This is a genomic window from Bacillus cereus group sp. BfR-BA-01408, from assembly GCF_022663305.1.
In the GTDB taxonomy this organism is placed as follows: Bacteria; Bacillota; Bacilli; order Bacillales; family Bacillaceae_G; genus Bacillus_A; species Bacillus_A pacificus.
Genome location: NZ_JAKUFF010000236.1, coordinates 1 through 295, shown reverse-complemented (window position 1 = coordinate 295; position 295 = coordinate 1). Strand labels below are relative to the sequence as shown.

Genomic DNA, 295 nt, shown 5'->3' with positions numbered 1-295 from the left:
CCCTCAGGCGCAGGAACAAGAACAAAGATATACAGAACAATATGAAGAACAAGAGCAACAATATGAACAAAATCCATATGCAGCGCCACAAACTCAAGAACAACAATTTCAGCAAAATCCATATGACACACGTCCAAGTTACGAATATCCTCAAAATCCATATGCAGTACCACAAACTCAAGAGCAACAATTTCAACAAAATCCTTATGTAGCACCGCAAACTCAAGAACAACAATTTCAACAAAATCCATATGTAGCAACACAAACTCAAGAACAACAGTTTCAACAAAACCCA

1 pseudogene is annotated in these 295 nt (G+C 37.3%); it reads left to right on the top strand.

The features are described from left to right. A pseudogene (locus MR083_RS27100) lies at positions 1 to 295 on the top strand (hypothetical protein); the annotation flags it as partial.